The 17594-nt window shown below is 57.3% G+C and carries 20 protein-coding genes; 9 read left to right on the top strand and 11 right to left on the bottom strand.

Annotated features, from left to right (window positions below; all coding sequences use genetic code 11):
* Positions 1-9: 9 nt before the first annotated feature.
* Entirely contained in the window at positions 10-1047 is a 1038-nt protein-coding gene (locus GS632_RS12270; protein ID WP_171238537.1) for an efflux RND transporter periplasmic adaptor subunit, read from the bottom strand.
* Positions 1044-1511 (bottom strand): MarR family winged helix-turn-helix transcriptional regulator, encoded by a 468-nt coding sequence (locus tag GS632_RS12265; RefSeq protein WP_171238536.1) that lies wholly within the window; start codon positions 1509-1511, stop codon positions 1044-1046. The genes GS632_RS12270 and GS632_RS12265 overlap by 4 nt, the downstream gene beginning before the upstream one ends.
* A gap of 159 nt (positions 1512-1670) precedes the next feature.
* Here GS632_RS12265 and GS632_RS12260 point away from each other — a divergent pair, with 159 nt between their 5' ends.
* Entirely contained in the window at positions 1671-2795 is a 1125-nt protein-coding gene (locus GS632_RS12260; protein ID WP_171238535.1) for a beta-ketoacyl-ACP synthase III, read from the top strand.
* 7 nt (positions 2796-2802) lie between these two features.
* Here the strand turns inward: GS632_RS12260 and GS632_RS12255 are convergent, their stop codons facing one another.
* Positions 2803-4605: a hypothetical protein gene (locus tag GS632_RS12255; RefSeq protein ID WP_171722030.1), complete on the bottom strand. Its 1803-nt coding sequence runs from the start codon at positions 4603-4605 to the stop codon at positions 2803-2805.
* A gap of 179 nt (positions 4606-4784) precedes the next feature.
* Positions 4785-5246 (bottom strand): hypothetical protein, encoded by a 462-nt coding sequence (locus tag GS632_RS12250; RefSeq protein ID WP_171176122.1) that lies wholly within the window; start codon positions 5244-5246, stop codon positions 4785-4787.
* A 357-nt stretch (positions 5247-5603) separates the two neighbouring features.
* Here GS632_RS12250 and GS632_RS12245 point away from each other — a divergent pair, with 357 nt between their 5' ends.
* Entirely contained in the window at positions 5604-6182 is a 579-nt protein-coding gene (locus GS632_RS12245; RefSeq protein WP_171235615.1) for a thymidine kinase, read from the top strand.
* Here the strand turns inward: GS632_RS12245 and GS632_RS12240 are convergent.
* The 5 genes from GS632_RS12240 to GS632_RS12220 form a co-directional block, all read right to left on the bottom strand.
* Positions 6179-7129: a D-glycerate dehydrogenase gene (locus GS632_RS12240; RefSeq protein WP_171238533.1), complete on the bottom strand. Its 951-nt coding sequence runs from the start codon at positions 7127-7129 to the stop codon at positions 6179-6181. The genes GS632_RS12245 and GS632_RS12240 overlap by 4 nt on opposite strands.
* Positions 7129-7467 (bottom strand): tRNA-binding protein, encoded by a 339-nt coding sequence (locus GS632_RS12235; RefSeq protein ID WP_171176128.1) that lies wholly within the window; start codon positions 7465-7467, stop codon positions 7129-7131. The genes GS632_RS12240 and GS632_RS12235 overlap by 1 nt, the downstream gene beginning before the upstream one ends.
* Positions 7460-8275: a pyrroline-5-carboxylate reductase gene (proC, locus tag GS632_RS12230; protein WP_171238532.1), complete on the bottom strand. Its 816-nt coding sequence runs from the start codon at positions 8273-8275 to the stop codon at positions 7460-7462. The genes GS632_RS12235 and proC overlap by 8 nt, the downstream gene beginning before the upstream one ends.
* Before the next feature lie 39 nt (positions 8276-8314).
* Complete coding sequence (locus GS632_RS12225) at positions 8315-8815, bottom strand: YbjN domain-containing protein (protein WP_171176132.1); 501 nt, start codon at positions 8813-8815, stop codon at positions 8315-8317.
* A gap of 321 nt (positions 8816-9136) precedes the next feature.
* On the bottom strand, positions 9137-9385 hold the full coding sequence (locus GS632_RS12220; RefSeq protein ID WP_050604795.1) for an accessory factor UbiK family protein: 249 nt from the start codon (positions 9383-9385) through the stop codon (positions 9137-9139).
* A gap of 97 nt (positions 9386-9482) precedes the next feature.
* On the opposite strand from GS632_RS12220, the gene lgt reads away from it, so the two are divergent.
* The 5 genes from lgt (at position 9483) to GS632_RS12200 (ending at position 13705) form a co-directional block, all read left to right on the top strand.
* Positions 9483-10370, top strand: a complete 888-nt coding sequence (gene lgt / locus GS632_RS12215; RefSeq protein ID WP_171722031.1) for a prolipoprotein diacylglyceryl transferase — start codon at positions 9483-9485, stop codon at positions 10368-10370.
* On the top strand, positions 10367-11434 hold the full coding sequence (locus GS632_RS12210; protein WP_171722032.1) for a class I SAM-dependent methyltransferase: 1068 nt from the start codon (positions 10367-10369) through the stop codon (positions 11432-11434). Before lgt ends, GS632_RS12210 begins: the two co-directional genes overlap by 4 nt.
* Positions 11431-12189 (top strand): peptidoglycan editing factor PgeF, encoded by a 759-nt coding sequence (gene pgeF / locus GS632_RS12205; RefSeq protein WP_171176138.1) that lies wholly within the window; start codon positions 11431-11433, stop codon positions 12187-12189. The genes GS632_RS12210 and pgeF overlap by 4 nt, the downstream gene beginning before the upstream one ends.
* Positions 12190-12458: 269 nt before the next feature.
* Positions 12459-12587 carry a hypothetical protein gene (locus tag GS632_RS22275; protein ID WP_256368551.1) on the top strand — a complete coding sequence of 43 codons (129 nt, stop codon included), beginning with the start codon at positions 12459-12461 and terminating at the stop codon, positions 12585-12587.
* 335 nt (positions 12588-12922) lie between these two features.
* Complete coding sequence (locus GS632_RS12200) at positions 12923-13705, top strand: Hint domain-containing protein (protein ID WP_171722033.1); 783 nt, start codon at positions 12923-12925, stop codon at positions 13703-13705.
* A 119-nt stretch (positions 13706-13824) separates the two neighbouring features.
* Here GS632_RS12200 and GS632_RS12195 read toward each other — a convergent pair whose 3' ends face one another.
* Positions 13825-14325, bottom strand: coding sequence for an Lrp/AsnC family transcriptional regulator (locus GS632_RS12195; protein ID WP_171176142.1), 501 nt, complete (start codon positions 14323-14325; stop codon positions 13825-13827).
* 216 nt (positions 14326-14541) lie between these two features.
* Here GS632_RS12195 and trxB point away from each other — a divergent pair, with 216 nt between their 5' ends.
* Positions 14542-15483: a thioredoxin-disulfide reductase gene (gene trxB / locus GS632_RS12190; protein ID WP_171238529.1), complete on the top strand. Its 942-nt coding sequence runs from the start codon at positions 14542-14544 to the stop codon at positions 15481-15483.
* A 70-nt stretch (positions 15484-15553) separates the two neighbouring features.
* On the opposite strand, the gene GS632_RS22145 is transcribed toward trxB, so the two are convergent.
* Positions 15554-15802, bottom strand: coding sequence for a hypothetical protein (locus GS632_RS22145; RefSeq protein ID WP_245224438.1), 249 nt, complete (start codon positions 15800-15802; stop codon positions 15554-15556).
* A gap of 45 nt (positions 15803-15847) precedes the next feature.
* On the opposite strand from GS632_RS22145, the gene GS632_RS12185 reads away from it, so the two are divergent.
* Complete coding sequence (locus GS632_RS12185; protein WP_253284465.1) at positions 15848-17284, top strand: adenylate/guanylate cyclase domain-containing protein; 1437 nt, start codon at positions 15848-15850, stop codon at positions 17282-17284.
* The last annotated feature ends 310 nt before the right edge of the window (positions 17285-17594 follow it).

The raw sequence follows: 17594 nt of genomic DNA, 5'->3' as shown, positions 1-17594 counted from the left end.
GTCAGCACCTCAGTTCGCGAAACCAGTGAACCGGCGCACGGCCTGACCGTCTGCCAGTGCAGCGCCGCCAGCCACGACCACTTCGTCACCATCGGACAAGCCCGTTAGCACCCGAACATCGCCAGTTTGCGTGGGTTCAATGGTCACAAGAACGCGACGAACGGTGCCTTCGTCGGCGCCGGCCGGGGAAAACACCATAACGCTCAGCTCACCCGTCGCATCAGCGACTATTGCTGTCGCCGGCACGATGATGCCTGTACGCTCGTCCTGAACCTGTACGTTGACAGTGACCGACGAGCCAGGGAGGATTTGCAGCCCCTCGGGCGGGGTCAAACCAAACTGGATGCGGAAAGTTTGTCCAACGCTTGAGGTTTCAGCGTCGAATTCACGAATTTCCAGTGGGAAAACCTCGTCACTAACAGGGAATCTGGCGGTGATCGTGATATCGTCGTTCTGGCCTGAGCGCTGAAATAGAATTTCAGGAACATCCACCTCGATCCGTAGTTCGGACATGTCATGGATACGGACAATGGGGGTGCCTGCAGAGACGGTGGTGTAAGCCTCGACCGCACGGCTTGAAACCAGCGCGTCAAAGGGCGCGGTTAGTGTCGCGTGCTCAAGATCGTATTCCGCGTCGCGCAAAGTGATTGCGGCTAGTTGCGCTTCGGTTTCGGCGTCATCCACAGTCACTTGGCTGGCGGTTGTCCCCCTAAGGCGCGACAGGCGCGCGACGGTACGGTCGGCCTGTTCCTTTTGCAGCCGGGCCCGGTTGAGGCGCAGCTCAAATGGCTCCTGATCCAGTCGCGCGATCAGGCCATCCTTGGGGATCACAAAACCTTCGTTGATGGGCATCTCGACGATCTGGCCTGCCACCTGAAAGGCCAGATCAACAGTCTGACGCGCAGCGACGCGGCCAAAGAATTGGCGGGTGAACCCAGGAGCCGTTTCGCGCACCTCAATGAGTTTCACCGGTTTCGGGGTGTCTTGAGCGGCAATTGGGCTTGCCAGAACGGCCATTGCAAGGCCGATAGAGGTCAGGAGTTTCATTTCTTCAATCCCTCGGGAATTCCCGTTTTCAACACGTTGTCACGGATTTTGCGCGCCAGTCGCGCGAATTCGGCTGTTTCTTCTTTGTCCAGACCAGAGGCTCTGTGAAAAAGATCTCCGGCCTCGGCCACCAGCATGTTGCGGGCCTCTTCACCTTGCTCGGTCAACACCAGCAACCACGCCCGGCGGTCTTCGGGGTCACGTTTGCGCGTCAGATAGCCTGCTTTTTCAAGGGAATCCGCAGTGGCCGTGATCGTTGACGGCAGACTCAGCATGTCTGTGGCCAGCACCCCCATGCGCTTTGGCTGATCCAACTTGATCAGCATGTGGCATTCGGGATGGCTTAGGTCCGTTTCGATACATTCAAATGTCTCTTCCAGTTTCCAATACAAAGCATACACCCCCATGATCGCCTGGATCTCGGGGCTGAGACGGCCAAGTCTGGTGCTGATATCGTCTGTCATTAGGAATCTCCGCGCGCGTTACGGGGCGATATACTTCAATTTATGAACTATTCAAGATATGAAGCGGCTCTTCCCCTTGCATTCCCTTGGGTCAACATACCTTGATCAAATGACACCATGACTGCATTTTGGGCAGATCCGAAACATTCAGGGCCCGCCATGTATACCCCCGCCATCACCGGTACCGGTGTCTTCACGCCAGAAAACATCATCACCAACGCCGAGCTTGTCGAAGCATTCAACGCTTATGCCGACAAACAGAACGCGAAGAACGCCGAGGCCATCGCAGCAGGTCAGATCGAGCCGATGCAGCATTCGTCTGAGGAGTTCATCGTAAAGGCCTCGGGGATCGAGAACCGCTATGTGATGGACAAGGCCGGGGTGTTGGACCCCGATATAATGCACCCGTCGCTGCGTCAGCGCAGTGATGACGAGCCCGGGATCATGACCGAGATGGCGATCGATGCCTGCAACAAGGCGCTGGCGCAGGCGGGGCGCACGGCGGCGGATGTTGATCTGGTGATCTGCGCGGCTTCGAACCATGAGCGTGCCTATCCTGCGATTGCAATCGAGATCCAGCAAGAGATGGGCATCGACGGATTTGGCTTTGACATGAACGTTGCCTGCTCCTCGGCCACTTTTGGCATACAGGCGGCGGCGGACATGGTGAGGTCTGGATCGGTGCGAGCGGCGCTGGTGGTCAACCCCGAGATCTGCTCGGGTCATCTGGAATGGAGGGACCGCGATTGCCACTTCATTTTTGGCGACGTGGCGACGGCAACCCTGATCGAACGGATAGAAGAGGCGCAAGGCCCACATTTCGAAATCCTCTCGACCCGTTGCGCCACAGCGTTTTCCAACAATATCCGCAACAACAACGGCTTCCTGCGCCGCTCACGCCCGGATGGTCTGATCGACCGGCGCGACATGCAATTCATGCAGAACGGGCGAAAAGTGTTCAAAGAAGTTCTGCCGATGGTCAGCAAGCACATCAGTGACCACATGGAAGCGGAAGGGATCGAAAACACCGACCTGAAACGCCTTTGGTTGCATCAGGCCAACAAGACCATGAACGATTTCATTGGCAAGAAGGTTTTGGGCCGCACGCCCGAGACCGGTGAGCAACCAAACATCCTTCAGGATTACGCCAACACCTCTTCCGCCGGGTCGATCATCGCGTTCTCAAAATATTCCGATGACCTGCAAGAAGGTGACCTAGGTCTGATCTGTTCTTTTGGAGCCGGGTATTCGGTTGGATCGGTCATCGTGAAGCGCCACGCCTGACCAGCACCTATTTTTCGGCAGTCACTTTGAACATTCGGAACGCGTCGCTGGGCGCGCCCGGAATGCTGCTGAGGTAGTTCGGGACCTCGCCTTCAACCAGCCTGGTTTGCAAACCCTTGCTGCCCGACGCCCAGGCCCAGAACTCAGCCCGGGGCGCGGAAGCACAAAGCATAATGTAGTCGACGCCCAGCGCGCCCAATCGCGGCGCGATTTCAGACGCATTGGATCGGAACAGGTCGATCTGCGCCAGAATCCCTGCCTGATTCCGGTGATAATTTCCGCCCAGAACCGAATGATCCGTGTAGCGCAGAACATGCGCAGCAAAGTCGAAATCAACAAGAATCATGCCGCTGGGCAGATCTTGCAGGGCGGCGTAGGCTTGCGGTGCGCGACAAGACGCACCTGTATCAGATGTGTCCTGCCCTACGGCTGCGGCCGTGGCCGAATAAGCGGGCCCGGAAAGCGACCCGATCTGCCTTTCCAGACTGATACCCGCCTTGGGTGAGGCACAGATTACAAATGCCACCATTGCCAACCCTGTGATCACTCGGCGATCCTGCGCATAAGAACAATAAAGCACGCGAAGAATCTGCGCCTGAACCGCCACAAGCGAAACACTGAGGAAGGTCATCATTCGTGTCTGATAAAGGAAGACGAAGAACCCTAACACAATCAAAACCAGAAACAAGGTATAGTCCAACCCAGCACGTGATTTGACGGCGAAAGCAAGTGCTGCACCCATCGTAAGCATAGACATGGCCATCAGAGCCAGGGCTTCACCCCTGTGCCGCTCTAACACAACCGAGATATTCTGGGCTTCGGCCACCTGGCTCAGCCAGTAGTCCCGCATGTCCTGAGGCAACGCGTCAATTGGATTGCTGAGGCAATGGGGCGCAAAGGCAAAGGCAACGGCCAGCGTCATGATGCCAACACCAAGACAGGCCCCGAACCGGCCCGGCATTGACCAGCCAGAGCCGATCCAGGCCGCAGCCAAAAGCCCAAGAGCAGCAGCAGTTGCAGGTAAGGCCACACTGAGGGTCAGAGCGTCGCAGCTTGGGTAAAGAAACCCGTCGCGCCCGGTCGTCGCCAGGCTGGTCAACGCAAGAGTAAAGACCAAGGCAACACCGAAGCTTATGGTGCGGTGGCGCGCGGAAGCACCGTTGCAAATCCAGTCGATGGCGCAAAACACCGCGATCAGGGCGATCTGAAGAATCGACTCGGTTCCAACGGACACTGAAAGGGCTAGGCAGACACCCAGCATCCAGGCGGCATAGCGCCTTTCTTTGCGTAAGACAAAAAACGCTAGTGCCGCAGCAAAGAGAAGAATTTGTAGGTTGTGGTGATCGAACGAGAAATAGTCGAACTTCCGCGAATGTTCGAGCGTCAGCACTCCGATAACCAAGGCCGAGATTGCGCCCTCGCGCCGCCCTAGCACTCCGCCAGTGACCGCGAAGGCCCACAGGGTCAGGGCAGCCAACGAGGCGGGCCAGACAAATGCCGTGATCTGCAAGGCGGTTTCAGCTGGCAGGACCGCACGAAGCGCGACGTATAGCCCGGCAATCGGGGCATCGACCAGGCGGGACCAATGCATCAAGGTACCCTCGTCGGGACCCAGGCGATGCTGATACGTGTCGAACCAGCCTTGTCCGGCCAGCAAATCTCGCACACCGACCAAGCGCATCACATCATCAGACCCTTCGTAATAGCCGCTGAGCGTCATCAGGATCGCAAGTGCCGCACAGGCGCATAGAAAACCCCAACGAACCACCGGGTCCGTATGACTCCTGTAACGCTGTTGCGATGGGTGCATGCTTTTGGGTCCTCAACGGAATTGTCTGCGCGGTGAGCCTATCGCACGGACGTGACTTTATTGAGGCAGGCGGCGCGATCTGGAACCTTGCTCTGACCGCTGATCTGTGTCGCGCCACACAAACGACCCGACCGGCGAAAATTAGCTGGAATTGGCCACGACGACAGCGGAAAAGTGACTTAACTGACGCTTTCTTCTTCCAGGTGAAGCTTCATCTCGATCAGGACCTGTTGCAACAAACTGGTTTCTTTCAACAGCCGCTTGGCCTCGTTAACGGTAATGATACCGTCTTCTATGGCCGCCTGATATTCAGTCATCAGCATCGCAAACCGCTGGCTGAGCGCGATCACGTCCGAGTTTACACCACCAGTGCGCGGTTCTTCCGAATTGCGGTCGGTATAAGACAAGGTGATGTTCTTCAGATCCGCCAAGGCCGACGTGACATGCGGATAAGTTGCCGCGTTTTCAAGACGGGCTACGGCGTCCACAGGCATGAACCTGTCTGCGTGTTCGGCATTGTCGGAATAGTACCGGCCCAATGTGGCTTTGGATTTCCCCGTAATTTCACATGCGGCTTCGATTCCGACGTCTTTGACCAATGCTTCTGTATGCTTTTTCAGATAGGCCCCAATATCTGCCATTGTTTTACCTTTGTTACCTGCAATCGCCTGCCCGGTGTCCAAACGGGGGAAAGCGCCGGGAAATTTCCCATAACAGATTCATAATTGAAATGTCATACATTGGCTATCCCTCAGATATGCGAGGGATTTCGTGAGTGAGTGGCGGCAGTTCATGCCGGTAATGAGTGATTGCGAGGTGGTATTGTTTGGGCCTCGCTCCGTTTTGGCCACATGTTGGCCGACGGCGTCGCTGTTGCAGATGTGGGGGTTCCATCCCCTAGAGCGTAGCTCGGCCCCTGCAAAAGCAACGGCGACGTCGCTTCCGTAAAAAGCGATTGCCGTCTTGTTCATAATCTCCAAGCGTTTTAGACCCCGGTCATGGCAAAGCTGTATTTCAACTATTCGACCATGAACGCGGGTAAATCGACCGTGTTGTTACAAGCCTCGCACAACTATCGCGAGCGCGGGATGCAGACTTATCTGATGACCGCCGCCATTGATGGGCGCGCAGGTGCCGGGCGGATTGCATCGCGCATCGGTATTTCTGAACAGGCTGATATGTTCCGGCCCGATGACGATGTCTTTGCCATGATCGAAAACCGCCTGAACCAGGGCCGGGTTGCTTGCGTTTTCATCGACGAAGCTCAGTTTTTGTCGGATGATCAGGTCTGGCAATTGGCACGTGCCGTGGATGATCTGGATGTACCGGTATTGGCCTACGGGCTGCGGGTGGATTTTCGTGGCAAACTTTTTCCCGGATCTGCCGCTCTGCTGGCCCTAGCCGACGAAATGCGCGAGGTGCGCACCATCTGCAAATGCGGCCGCAAAGCCACAATGGTGATTCGTCAGGACGAAAACGGCAATGCCATTACCGAAGGTGCCCAGGTGCAGATCGGCGGGAACGAAACCTATGTCTCGCTCTGCCGTAAGCATTGGCGCGAGGCCGTGGGCGACTAAACCGGGTTGGGCAGCGCCCTGCCCGCCACATGAGCCACCACGTTATCAAGCGCCATATGGCCCATACTGCTGCGCACTTCTTCGGTTGCTGTGCCGAGATGAGGCAGCAGGGTGACATTCTCCATATTACAGAGGGCCTGAGGTACTTTGGGTTCAAACTCGTAAACGTCCAGCCCGGCTCCTGCGATCTGACCCGATTGAAGCGCCGAGATCAGGGCCGCTTCGTCCACGACCTCGCCCCGCGCAATGTTGACCAGAATAGCCCCAGAGTTCATCGCCTTAAGAACTTGCGCATTTATCAAATGGCGAGTTTCCGCGCCGCCGGGAACCGCGAGCACGAGGAAATCGATGGAAGCCGCCAGTTTGTGCAGGTCAGGTGAGAACTCTGCCGGGAAGTCCAGATCTTTGACGCTGCGGGACTGATAGGCCACCTGCATGCCAAAGCCGAAATGACAACGACGCGCGATGGCTTGCCCGATGCGGCCCATACCAACGATACCAACACGCTTACCTGTCACGTGATGCCCAAGCATCTGCGTCGGGTGCCAACCCTGCCACTGGCCCGATCGGACCAGCCGCTCGCCTTCGCCTGCGCGACGCGCCGTGGTCAGCAGCAGGGTCATAGCGATATCTGCGGTTGCATCGGTGACCGCGCCAGGCGTGTTGGTTACCTCAATCCCTGCCGCGCGCGCGGCCTCGACGTCGATATGATTGTAACCAACGCCGAAATTGGCCAGTAGCTTGCAGCGCACTGTACCGACACCTGCAAAAACCTGCGCCGAGAACAAATCGCCCAGTGTTGGCACAACAACGTCAAATTCCGTCAAAGCAGACAACATTTCCCGCCGCGACATGGGCAGAGTGTTTTCACGTATCTCCACGTCGAACTCGGTACGGGCGCGGGCCTCGACCGCCGGTGTCATTGGGCGCGTGATCAGCAGTTTCATCAGTGCATCCGTCCGCCAGTTGGAACTTTGCCATCCGGTCCGATCAGAACGATCTCGCCGTTTTCATCAGGCAGGCCCAGCACCAGAACTTCAGACATGAACTTACCGATCTGGCGCGGCGGGAAATTGACAACCGCCATGACCTGCTTGCCCACCAGAGCCGACGGATCGTAATGCGCCGTGATCTGAGCCGAGGTTTTGCGCTCGCCAATTTCCTCACCGAAGTCGATCCACATCTTGATCGCGGGCTTGCGGGCCTCGGGATAGGGTTCGGCGCGGATCACCTCGCCCACACGGATGTCGACCTTGAGAAAGTCGTCGAATGAAATCTCACTCACGTGACAGCTCCTTGGATCGGTCGGTTGCCGCCTTTACGGCGCGGTGCAGCAGATCGGGGAATCCCTGCTCATCATGCATCAAAACTTCAAGAGCGGCCTGCGTGGTACCGTTTGGAGAGGTCACGTTGATGCGCAGTTGCGTTGGGTCATCCTCGGCGACCTTGGCCAATGCACCGGCCCCCGCCACCGTGGACTTTGCCAGTTTCATTGCCAGTTCCGCAGGCAAGCCCTGCGCCTGTCCGGCGGCGGCTAGCGTTTCAATCAGGTGGAAAACATAGGCCGGGCCAGAGCCGCTGAGGCCGGTCACGGCGTCCATCTGCGCCTCATTGTCCAGACGAACGGTCTCACCCACCGCCGACAGCAGGTTTTCAGCCAATGTCAGATCATCACCAGAAGCGTGGTTGTTGCCGATCAGTGCCGTGATACCCTGGCGGATCGCTGCAGGCGTGTTGGGCATCGCGCGAATGATGGGCGTGTCGCTGCCCAGAACGGATTCAAATGTGGCAATCGATGTGCCTGCGGCTACCGAAACAAACAGGCTTTTACCACCGCCCAGCGCCTGAATGGCTGGCAAAGCTTCACCCATCATTTGGGGTTTAACGGCGACAAGTACCACGGCGGGCGCTTCGGGCAGTGGGGTGTTGATGTTGACGCCTTGCGCTTTCAACCAGTCTGACGGGTACGGATCGATCACCCAAACGGACGCTGGCGGAAGGCCTTGTTCCAGCCATCCCGCCAGCATTGCGGACCCCATCTTTCCGCACCCCAGAAGCACAAGCCCCTGTTCGGCCACACGTGTAATGTCCATTTGCCCCTCCCGCGTTACATATCGGTTTGGGGCAAAGCTTTACGCCCGGCCGTAAGCCTCTGCAATGGCCACTTGCATGGCTTCTTCTGGCTCTCGATTACCCCAGGTCACCAGTTGGATCGCCGGATAATACCGCTCGGCGCTCATGACGGCGGCGGTGATCATCGTGTTGATCTGATCCGCGCTGGCTGTCTGTCCCCCTGCAAGAACCAGACCATAGCGGTAGACCATCAGCTTCTGGTTTGCCCAATAGGTAAAGGCACCTGCCCAGCACTGGTCATTCATCTTGTTGAGCAACTCATAGAGCTGCATTTCACGCTCTGTCGGCGGCTCCATCTCAAAAGAGCACACCATACGCAGCGTTTCGTCATAGTTGGACCAGGCCAGAGTGATCGAATAGGTCCGCCACTGTCCTTCGACAGCCATGGCGATCTGATCGTCTCCTATACGATCAAAATCCCAGTCATGGTGTTCCGCCAGGTGTTCAACAATGTCGATCGGATGAATGTCTTCTTCGAGATACTGCTCGGAAAGGGCCATAATGCCACCTCACTAATCTCTAGCAATTTGGGGCTGGCAGCGCCCCAGCGCTAGTTGCCTGCTCTACAAGCCGGGCTTCCCCCGTGGGCCTGTACTAAATATGGTGCGATGTGGCGTGAGTTCTGGCAACCCTATTTCTTGGGGATAACAGCAATAAGTTGTGGACAGTCGGCAACGGCGATCAAAATATTGGCGCTCGCACCAGCTTTGTCTTGATTAAATTCTGCGATGCGTCAAAATACACATCACCGCACAATCCGGGCTGGATTGCGCGGCTTTAAGCTTTGCCCTGATAATTTGGAAACGGGAAACGCCGGGGCGTTATTTGTCCAGTTTCGCCTCAAGCGCTGCGATGCGGGCCTCAAGCGCTGCGTTTTCTTCGCGCGCTTTCTGGGCCATGGCGCGGACAGCGTCGAATTCTTCGCGGGTGACGAAATCGCGGTCGGCCAGCCAGCGGTCGATCATCGACTTCATCGCGTTCTCGGCCTCTTCCCGCGCGCCTTGCGCCACGCCCATGGCGTTAGTCATCAGTTGGGACACGTCGTCCAGGATCTTGTTGCGGGTCTGCATGTGTACACTCCGGTCTCACGGTTTATCTGTATATGGGCAAAGAATGGCGCAGGCTCAAGGTTGACTTGCCCTGCAAACCCCGGGCAATGAGACGCACATGCAGGCTGTTCTGAATTTCCCCGATCTGTCGCCCGAATTGTTCTTGATCTCACTGTTCGGGATGGAGTTCGCGTTAAGGTGGTATGCGCTGGCCTATATTGCCGGAATTCTGATCGCCTGGCGACTTGCCGTTGTGGCGCTGCGGCGTCCTGCCCTATGGCCCGCAGATACCCCTCCGATGAAACCGGATCAGCTGGAGGATCTGGTCACCTGGATCATTCTGGGCGTGATTCTGGGTGGCAGGCTTGGCTTTGTGCTGTTTTATCAGCCGGCCTATTACTTATCGAACCCTTTAGAGATTCTGAAAGTCTGGCAAGGCGGCATGGCCTTTCATGGCGGCCTGCTGGGCGTTATCCTCGCGTCCTACATGTTTGCCCGCCGACATCAGATCCCCACCCTGTCACTGGGCGATCTGGTCGCCTACACCGTTCCGCCCGGCCTGCTATTGGGGCGGCTGGCCAACTTCGTCAATGCGGAACTGTGGGGCCGACCAAGTGAGCTACCTTGGGCCGTGATTTTCCCCGGCTTCGCCGCACAGGATTGCCCCGGCGTGGTTGCGGGAATGTGCGCAAGGCACCCGTCACAACTGTATGAAGCCGCGCTTGAAGGCGTGTTGTTGGGCGCATTGCTGCTGTGGCTGGTCTATCACAGAGGGGCCTTTAAAAAACCGGGCATGATCATGGGCCTGTTTCTGGCGGGATATGGCGCGTCGCGTTTTATTGTCGAGTTCTTCCGTCAACCGGATGCTCAGTTCGTGTCACCCGGCAACCCGCTGGGGCTGGCCTGGCATGTGGGCGGCTATGGCCTGACCATGGGTCAAATCCTGTCATTGCCGATGATCGCGATTGGCCTTTGGTTTGCGCTGCGCGCGCGGCGGGCGGCATGACCCTAACCGATCATCTGGTCGCCCGCATCCGGCAGGATGGGCCGATGAGCGTGGCAGACTACATGGCCGAATGCCTGTTGCACCCCACGCTGGGCTACTACACAACCCGCGATCCACTCGGGACCAAGGGGGATTTCACCACCGCGCCCGAGATCAGCCAGATGTTTGGAGAACTGATCGGCCTGTCCTTGGCGCAATGCTGGATGGATCAGGGAAAGCCTACGCCGTTTACCTTGTGCGAGCTGGGTCCGGGGCGCGGCACACTTATGGCCGACATTCTACGCGCGACGCGGGGTGTACCCGGGTTCCACGATGCCGCAAGAGTGACACTGGTCGAGGTCTCACCGGCGTTTAAGCAGCTGCAGGCCGAGACCCTGAAGGATTACGCGCCGACCTGGATAGACAGCGTCGCAGACCTGCCGGACCAGCCTCTGTTCTTGGTGGCAAACGAATTCTTTGATGCCCTGCCTATTCGTCAGTTTCTGCGTGATGGCGACGGGTGGAGTGAACGCTTGGTGGGTGAGCGGGACGGCGCGCTACTGTTTGGGCGGGGCCCAATCGGACCGCAAGCAGCGTTGAAGGACAGGCTTGCGGACACTAAAGACGGTGATCTGATCGAGCTATGTGCGGCAGCGATTCCCATTTTGACCGTGATTGCTGGCCGGATCGCCAGCCATGGTGGTGCGGCTCTGATCGTCGATTATGGCGACTGGCATTCGCTGGGCGACACGTTGCAGGCCCTGCAAAACCACGAACGCACTGAACCTCTGGCGGCACCGGGTCAGGCCGATCTGACTGCACATGTGGATTTTGAGCCTTTGGCCGAAACAACTCGTGCCTGTGGGTGTCGCCATACACACGTGACACCTCAGGGCGTGTTTCTGGAGCGGCTTGGCATCACAGCGCGCGCGCAGGCACTGTCCAAGGCGCTGAGCGGTTCTGAGCTGGATGTATTGATTGCCGCGCATCGCCGGTTGACGCACCCGGATGAAATGGGAAATCTGTTCAAAGTGATGGGCCTTTTCCCGGCCTATGCCGCCCCACCGCCAGGATTAGAACCATGACATTGGAAATTCTAACCTCAGACTTGCTGTCGCCTTTGCGCCACGGGTTCTTCACCCGTCGCGGCGGGGCCTCGTCCGGGATATTTGACGGGCTGAATTGCGGCTACGGCTCATCCGATCAATCCGAGGTCGTGGCGCTGAACCGCAAGCGGGTGGCTGACGCAATGGATGTCGCACCCGAAGCCATGATCGGGGTGCATCAGGTCCATTCGCCCGAGGTTCTGACCGTAGACGGCCCGATTATCGGCGACAGACCAAAAGCCGATGCCATCGTCACTGCAACCCCTGGTCTTGCCCTGACGATTCTGACGGCGGATTGTCAGCCCGTCTTGTTTGCCGACCCGGATGCGAATGTAATCGGTGCAGCCCATGCGGGCTGGCGCGGGGCGTTGGACGGTGTACTGGAGGCTACGCTGGCCGCCATGGAGGCTTTAGGGGCCAAACGCAACAACGTCAGAGCCGTGATCGGCCCGAGTATTTCGCAACGCGCTTATGAAGTGGGCCCCGAGTTTCTGGACGCTTTCATAGCGGAATCCCCCGATAACGCCCGGTTCTTTGCCAATGGCCAGGATGACCGGCTGCAATTCGACTTGCCCGCCTTTGGCCTGAACCGGTTGCGGTCGGCTGGCGTTGGGCAGGCGGAGTGGACACGGCATTGCACATATTCGGACTCTGACCGGTTCTATTCCTATCGTCGCGCGACACATGCGAAAGAGGCCGATTACGGCCGGCTTATCTCGGTCATAAAACTGTGATTCAGCCCCAGATTTAGACACCCCGCCTCTTTTCCGCCACATTTGTTGTGTTTACCGGACCCAAGAATCGTAACGAGTTTTGCCAGCCATCAGATGGCTATCTGACGCTCCTTTTTTGAGCGCTGGCGTGTTGAGTGAAAGGACTGTGCATCTTTATCTCTTGTCTGCAAAACATCCCGGATAAGCCTTATCCCTGCCGCAAATCGGCGTCACAAAAGGTTCATGAAGGATGCGGGAATGACCTTCCCGAGCAATGCAGGACCAGAATTATGAAATCCAAATCACGCTTTCTCAAAGCCATGGTTGCCGCCACTCGGGACCAGAAGCTGGAAATGCCATGGAAACGGGTATCAAGCCATTCTGCCAGAGTTGCCAGCCGCATTGCGGTTCGGCGCTGAAGCAGGATCACCCCAAGACCAAGCTGCCGGTCTGAAGACGGGGTAAGCGCGCAGCGGGCATGCTCCGGCCCGATGTTGCGTAAGTCGTAGGTAAAAATTTACGACTTTTTTCAGGAGTTTGTGTGTGTGCGGGCAATTTTCGCCCGTGAAGTACGAGTTTGTCTGGGGGGTCAATGTGTTGACCATTGGAACGCGAGATTTAGTCGCCATGCGGGGCCAGAACGGTCACCGTCCAACGGTCTTCCATTCGTTTCAAGACAAAGAACCTGTTCGTCAGGTGGGCCTGTACGGGGGTACGCCAGGCCTGTTCGGACATTTGAGGGGACGGAATATTTATGACTATTCCTAATTCATTGGCCCGAGCGGCCAGAAATGCCATCGAAACGTCGGCTATGCTGCGGGAAGCACCGCGACCGGTCGCGAAACCCAAGGCGCAATTGCGCCGCTACGAAGTCAGCAGCCTGCTGCCAAACGGCGACGTGGCTCAGACCCGTCACATCGCGCCCGCTCTGCCGATGTTCGAAGACGCCTTTTGCGCTTTTTCGCGTGGGTCGTTGGTTGAAACGGAACATGGGCCAATGGCGATCGAGGACCTGATGCCAGGGGACACGGTTCTGACGCAAGATGGCAGCTCGCAAACGGTGCTATGGAAAGGGTCAGTCACTCTGATCCCTGGGCGCGAAGATTCTCGCGGTCGCACACGCCCGTTAACGCGGATCATGGCAGATACATTCGGAATGCAAAAACCGATGTCAGGTGTAATCGCCGGACCCGCAGCGCGAATCGTGGGCGCTCCGGCGCATTTGCGGCGCCTGCACGGCGGGGAACCGATTCTCACGCCAGTTTCTGAATTTCAGGACGGGATGGGTGTAATTGAAACAATGCCTCCAACGCCTGTCGAACTGTTTCACATTTGCCTGAAACGGCATTCCGTTATTCGTGTAGATGGTTTACAGTTCGAAACATATCACCCAGGTGTGAACGCGGTTCGCATGATCAGCCATTCGTTGCGGTCGATTTATCTGAACCTGTTCGCTCACATCGAGTCGCTCAACGATTTCGGTCCGCTGCTGATGCCACGCGCCGGAGACGGAGAGATCGACGCGATGTCGGCCTGAGTGTGATAATGGGTACTGCATTATGGGGGGCATCATGCAGCTGGTATTAAGTTGGGTTCTATCCCTTGCGGTGGCTGCAATGCTGCCACCAATCACCGCACAGCCGAAACGTGTGGGCGTTACGCCATCCGGTTCATGCGTTCTTCCAGAACGTCGAACGGCACGCCTGGCTCGTCTTTTGCGCCGCGGATGACAAGCGAAGTCTTGACGCTGGCCACGTTGGGCGTGGTCAGCAGTTCACCGGTCAAGAATTGCTGAAAACTGCTGAGATCGGGTGCCACGCATTTCAGGATGAAGTCGACCTCGCCATTCAGCATGTGGCATTCCCGGACCAGCGGCCATTCGCGGCAGCGTTCTTCGAACGCGCGCAGCTCGGCTTCAGCCTGGCTGTCCAGACCGACCATGGCAAAGACTTGCACCTCAAAGCCCAACTCGCGTGAATTGACGTCGGCGTGATACCCGGTGATATAGCCGGATTCCTCAAGTGTGCGCACCCGACGCAGACACGGCGGCGCCGAAATGCCGACCCGTTTCGCCAGTTCAACGTTAGTCATGCGACCGTCTGCCTGCAATTCCGCCAGAATCTTGCGATCAATGTCATCCAGCCGAGTCGTGACCATAGAATGCTCCTGGTTTTTCGGTTCTTATATCAGCCCCCTAAGCGCGCGCAATAATGTTTCGCACATGCGCAGTTTTCTTTGTTTTCTAATCACTCAATTGCTCAATGTGCAGCGTAGGGGATCACAATCAGGATGGGGGTTTAAGCCGGGTCAGTCGATCGCTATATCGGGGCGACGGGCTAAACGCCCAATTCAGGCAATTCGAGCGGGGACAGCATGGCCGACACACGACACACTAAGGTTCTGATCATCGGGTCAGGACCTGCAGGATACACCGCAGGGGTTTACGCCAGCCGCGCCATGCTAGAACCCATTCTAGTTCAGGGGATCGAACCTGGCGGTCAGCTGACTACAACGACCGAGGTCGAGAACTGGCCCGGCGACACCGAGGTTCAGGGCCCGGACCTGATGGTGCGCATGCAGGACCATGCCAAGGCAATGGGCTGTGAGGTGATCGGCGACATCATCAGCGATCTGGATGTCAGCCAGCGCCCGTTTACCGCCAAGGGCGACAGCGGCACGACTTACACCGCAGACGCGGTTATTCTGGCCACTGGTGCGCGTGCGAAATGGCTTGGCCTACCGTCCGAAGAGAAATTCAAAGGCTTTGGCGTCTCGGCCTGTGCCACCTGCGACGGGTTCTTCTATCGGGGACAGGAAATCGTGGTCATCGGTGGCGGCAACACAGCTGTGGAAGAAGCTATGTTCCTGACCAACTTCGCCAGCAAGGTGACCTTGATCCACCGCCGGGATGAGTTGCGGGCCGAAAAGATCCTGCAAGACCGGCTGATGAAAAATGAAAAGATCGAACCGTTGTGGTTCCACGAATTGGACGAAGTGATCGGAACGGACGCGCCTTTGGGTGTGGAAGGCGTTCGCGTCAAGCACGTCAAAACCGGCGAGATCACGGAAATCCCTTGCAAGGGTGTTTTTGTCGCCATAGGCCACGCCCCTGCGAACGAGCTGGTCAAGGAGACGCTGGAAACCCATATGGGCGGCTATGTCGTCACCAAGCCGGGCACAACTGAAACGTCGGTTCCCGGCGTGTTTGCCGCAGGTGATCTGACAGACCATGTTTACCGTCAGGCCGTCACAAGCGCTGGCATGGGCTGTATGGCCGCACTGGATGCCGAACGTTTTCTGGCAGAAAACGAATAGTAACGATTTTTGGTCCCCGGCACGGGTCGGGGACTACGCCCCTCCGCCTTGACCCTTTCACAGTGCCGTATCAGGATTGCTGCAGAACGGGCGAAACACGGGTGAGCTTTTGAACAACGCTCTTTGGCGCGGCGGGTGGGCAACCCGACTTCGGATCGGCAGCGGCCTGATCCTGTTTGTTTTCGCGTTTTTTCACTTCATCAACATTGGCCTTGGCCTGTTTCACACCGATTATCTGCACGGAATGCAAGACGGTCGGAAAGAGGTGACGCGCCACGACGCCATGAGCGTGCTTCTCTACGCGGCGCTGTTCGTTCATGCCGGTCTTGCCCTGGTATCTATCGCGCAGCGCAGGACATTGCGCATGCCATTCAGCACAGCACTTCAGGTGGTGTTGGGCCTGCTGATCCCTTTGCAGCTGATCTCGCACATCATTCACACCCGGGTCGCGCATGAGGTTTATGACGTCAATGACGAGATGGGATACATCATCATCCTGATGTGGCCCAGCATTGCGGTCTGGATGCAAAGCGCGCTACTGCTGGTTGTCTGGGTGCATGGCTGCATCGGCCTGCACATGTGGCTGCGGTTGACAAAATGGTGGTCGCGTACTGCACCTTACCTGATCGGCGTTGCCGTCTTTGTGCCTCTGTTCGCGCTGGCTGGCCTTCTGACCGAAGGCCGTCGCATCTGGGCCGACTTCGCCGACGAGTTTCTGCGCGAGCAGTATATCGAGCACTACAACTGGCCGTCTCCCGAAGCTTTTCAAACCCTGTTCAGCGTCAAGGACAATGCCCTGATGGCCTTTTGGCTGGCACTTGGCGCAACAGGTCTGATTTTCATCGGACGCAAACTCTGGCGACGCAGGCATTCGGTGCGCGTTTCCTATGCCCTAGGTCCGGATGTAGTCGCGGAAAAGGGAATGACGCTGCTTGAGATTTCCCAAGCCAACGGCGTGCCCCATGCGGCCCTATGCGGCGGTAAAGGACGCTGCACCACATGCCGCGTCATTGTCGAGGATGGCGGTAACGCGCTGCCGCCACCCAGCGACGTCGAGGCGCGCAGTCTGGCCGCTGTCGGCGCGTCTCCCCAGACGCGGCTGGCCTGTCAGATCCGCCCAACCGAGCCGACCACCGTCTTTCGTGTTTTCCGGCCGGATGGCGGCCGCATCCGTGGACACGCCAGCCAAGGAGAGGAACGCCAACTGGCGGTGTTGTTTCTGGATATGCGCGGCTTTACCGCCCGCACGACGGGGCAGTTGCCCTACGACATCGTGTTTCTGCTCAACCGATTCTTTGATGCGGTGGTGCCAGCCATTACAGACGAAGGCGGCATCGTGGACAAATATATGGGCGATGGTTTGTTGGCGGTTTTCGAGAAACGCGATTCTGCGGCCTCTGCTCGCGCTGGGTTAAGTGCGGCGATAGCGATCAGCCGGGCGCTGGATCTGTTCAACCAACAGCTTGAGGCTGAAGGAAGCCCCGGAATTCGCATCGGAATGGGCCTGCATCTTGGCGACCTGGTTCTTGGTGAAATCGGCGCACAAGGACATGCCGCAAAAACAATCATCGGCGATGCGGTCAATGTAGCCAGCCGCCTTGAGAGCGAAACCAAAGCTCTAGGAGTTGAACTGATGGTTTCTAACGAATTACTGCGCGCCGCAGATGTAGATGTGGCGCAAGCAGATATCCGAGCTCTCGAGCTGCGTGGCGTCTCAGCGCCGATTCCTGCTCTGCCAGTGATGCGCGCCTCGCAACTAGAGCCAAACGTACAAAAACAGGAACAGTCATACTCTGCGTGAGGGAATTAATTCCATTCCATAGAACCATGTTACACGGCGTGCTTCCATGTCAGAAATCTCTTCCAATTCGGAAAAAATCAGCGCATATCCTCCTTTGTTTCATTGACGCCGGTGGACTTTGCCTAACAGTCGGTGCAAATGCACCGAAAATGCCACTACCCACTGGCTAACCAACACTGCGATAAGAGTATTCCAATGACGATGTTAAGTAATCTGGCCCCAATCCCGGAACTTTATGTGTCCTATGAGTCTGCTCAGAAACTTAAGTTCGAAGCTTCTGATCTGACCAGCCATGACCTGAGCCCGCGTC

The sequence above is a fragment of the Ruegeria sp. HKCCD7296 genome (assembly GCF_013110775.1).
Taxonomy (GTDB): Bacteria; Pseudomonadota; Alphaproteobacteria; order Rhodobacterales; family Rhodobacteraceae; genus Ruegeria.
Note: the sequence above shows the minus strand (reverse complement) of the source record. Positions and strands in the feature narration are given on the sequence as shown.

Bases quoted from the DNA above. Each gene is read 5' to 3' on its own strand.
- GS632_RS12185 (WP_253284465.1), top strand. From the start codon at position 15,848: ATGCCATTCAGCACAGCACTTCAGGTGGTGTTGGGCCTGCTGATCCCT.
- GS632_RS12210 (WP_171722032.1), top strand. From the start codon at position 10,367: ATGACCCTAACCGATCATCTGGTCGCCCGCATCCGGCAGGATGGGCCG.
- lgt (WP_171722031.1), top strand. From the start codon at position 9,483: ATGCAGGCTGTTCTGAATTTCCCCGATCTGTCGCCCGAATTGTTCTTG.
- GS632_RS12250 (WP_171176122.1), bottom strand. From the start codon at position 5,246: ATGGCAGATATTGGGGCCTATCTGAAAAAGCATACAGAAGCATTGGTC.
- pgeF (WP_171176138.1), top strand. From the start codon at position 11,431: ATGACATTGGAAATTCTAACCTCAGACTTGCTGTCGCCTTTGCGCCAC.
- GS632_RS12245 (WP_171235615.1), top strand. From the start codon at position 5,604: ATGGCAAAGCTGTATTTCAACTATTCGACCATGAACGCGGGTAAATCG.
- GS632_RS12220 (WP_050604795.1), bottom strand. From the start codon at position 9,385: ATGCAGACCCGCAACAAGATCCTGGACGACGTGTCCCAACTGATGACT.
- trxB (WP_171238529.1), top strand. From the start codon at position 14,542: ATGGCCGACACACGACACACTAAGGTTCTGATCATCGGGTCAGGACCT.
- GS632_RS12265 (WP_171238536.1), bottom strand. From the start codon at position 1,511: ATGACAGACGATATCAGCACCAGACTTGGCCGTCTCAGCCCCGAGATC.
- GS632_RS12240 (WP_171238533.1), bottom strand. From the start codon at position 7,129: ATGAAACTGCTGATCACGCGCCCAATGACACCGGCGGTCGAGGCCCGC.
- GS632_RS12225 (WP_171176132.1), bottom strand. From the start codon at position 8,815: ATGGCCCTTTCCGAGCAGTATCTCGAAGAAGACATTCATCCGATCGAC.
- GS632_RS12195 (WP_171176142.1), bottom strand. From the start codon at position 14,325: ATGGTCACGACTCGGCTGGATGACATTGATCGCAAGATTCTGGCGGAA.
- GS632_RS22145 (WP_245224438.1), bottom strand. From the start codon at position 15,802: ATGAACGAACAGCGCCGCGTAGAGAAGCACGCTCATGGCGTCGTGGCG.
- GS632_RS12200 (WP_171722033.1), top strand. From the start codon at position 12,923: ATGACTATTCCTAATTCATTGGCCCGAGCGGCCAGAAATGCCATCGAA.
- GS632_RS22275 (WP_256368551.1), top strand. From the start codon at position 12,459: ATGAAATCCAAATCACGCTTTCTCAAAGCCATGGTTGCCGCCACTCGG.
- GS632_RS12270 (WP_171238537.1), bottom strand. From the start codon at position 1,047: ATGAAACTCCTGACCTCTATCGGCCTTGCAATGGCCGTTCTGGCAAGC.
- proC (WP_171238532.1), bottom strand. From the start codon at position 8,275: ATGGACATTACACGTGTGGCCGAACAGGGGCTTGTGCTTCTGGGGTGC.
- GS632_RS12260 (WP_171238535.1), top strand. From the start codon at position 1,671: ATGTATACCCCCGCCATCACCGGTACCGGTGTCTTCACGCCAGAAAAC.
- GS632_RS12255 (WP_171722030.1), bottom strand. From the start codon at position 4,605: ATGCACCCATCGCAACAGCGTTACAGGAGTCATACGGACCCGGTGGTT.